This window comes from Sphingobacterium sp. IITKGP-BTPF85 (assembly GCF_001006065.1).
Lineage (GTDB): Bacteria > Bacteroidota > Bacteroidia > Sphingobacteriales > Sphingobacteriaceae > Sphingobacterium > Sphingobacterium anhuiense.
The window spans coordinates 1-1,061 of record NZ_ASZT02000315.1 but is presented as its reverse complement, the minus strand read 5'-3'; the positions used below and the strand labels follow the sequence as shown (position 1 = coordinate 1,061).

Annotated in this window: 2 protein-coding genes; both read left to right on the top strand. The window is 42.6% G+C overall.

The features are described 5' to 3' along the window. Window positions 1–318: 318 nt before the first annotated feature. Complete coding sequence (locus tag L950_RS25395) at window positions 319–669, top strand: helix-turn-helix domain-containing protein (protein ID WP_197086695.1); 351 nt, start codon at window positions 319–321, stop codon at window positions 667–669. A gap of 35 nt (window positions 670–704) precedes the next feature. Beyond that, the gene (locus L950_RS25390) at window positions 705–887 is read left to right on the top strand and encodes a hypothetical protein (RefSeq protein WP_156169877.1); all 183 of its coding nucleotides are present in this window, start codon (window positions 705–707) and stop codon (window positions 885–887) included. The last annotated feature ends 174 nt before the right edge of the window (window positions 888–1,061 follow it).

The window sequence follows — 1,061 nt, the reverse complement described above, 5'->3', positions numbered from 1 at the left end:
GAGTTAGAGCATAAACGGAGGCAGGAAATAGAGAATAAGTAATCGATAGTATGGCGGCTATCATGAAAGATCGGGTACTTTTATCACAAAAATTAATGGCTGGTATACTGGAGCATAGTGACCCCTCAAACTCGAATTAATTTTAGGGAGGTATATTGCGTTTAATGCCCATATTCAACTGCCATACTGGCTCATGTTGACCCCCTAAATACATTTATTAGTTCATTGTGCTGGAGCATGCTGACCCCTTTGCGAGTAGTTTTTGTTACTTAGTGATCAAACAATTTTGGATCACTGATGGCTGGAAAACCAAAACAAATGAGTCAGATAAAGCAATTAATTAGATTGTATCAGAGCGGCAGTGGAATAAAAACGATTGCCCGCATTCTTGGAATGAGTAAGAATACAGTTCGGTCTTACCTAAAAAAGATGGCCGATGGCGGGTTCAATACCGGAGAACTGCTTAAGCAAGAGGATCCTTTATTAGAAAAATCTTTTCATTCAGGTAATCCTGCATATAAGGCAGATAAGTTTGAATACCTGAAGAGCCGTCTTGATTATTACGAAAAAGAACTTAAGCGTACTGGGGTCACCAAACAGCTGCTCTGGCAAGAGTATATTGAGAGCGACCCCACCGGTTATAGCTACCCGCAGTTCACCTATCATTAAGACAGCAGCTTATCTCCCGTAAAGGGAGCATGGTCATGGATCATATTGCAGGAGACAAGCTGTATATTGATTTTTCAGGAAAGAAGCTACATTATATCGACCGTTCCACAGGTGAATTGATTGCCTGTGAAGTATTTGTTGCCTGTCTTCCTTTCTCAGATTACGCGTTTGCTATCGCCGTGCGCTCTCAACAAACGCCCGACTTCTTTACGCGCTGAGCTGTTGCCTGGAGGCTATCGGAGGTGTACCAAAAGCCATTGTTCCCGATAATCTAAAAGCAGCAGTGATCAAAGCAGAATAAATATGAACCGGTCCTGAATTCAATCCATGGAACGGATTGCAACCATTATGGTACAGTTGTAGTCCCGGCTCGCTCAGCTCGTCCTAAGGAT

Coding starts and splice junctions, on each gene's coding strand:
- L950_RS25395 (WP_197086695.1), top strand. CDS start 319: ATGAGTCAGATAAAGCAATTAATTAGATTGTATCAGAGCGGCAGTGGA.
- L950_RS25390 (WP_156169877.1), top strand. CDS start 705: ATGGATCATATTGCAGGAGACAAGCTGTATATTGATTTTTCAGGAAAG.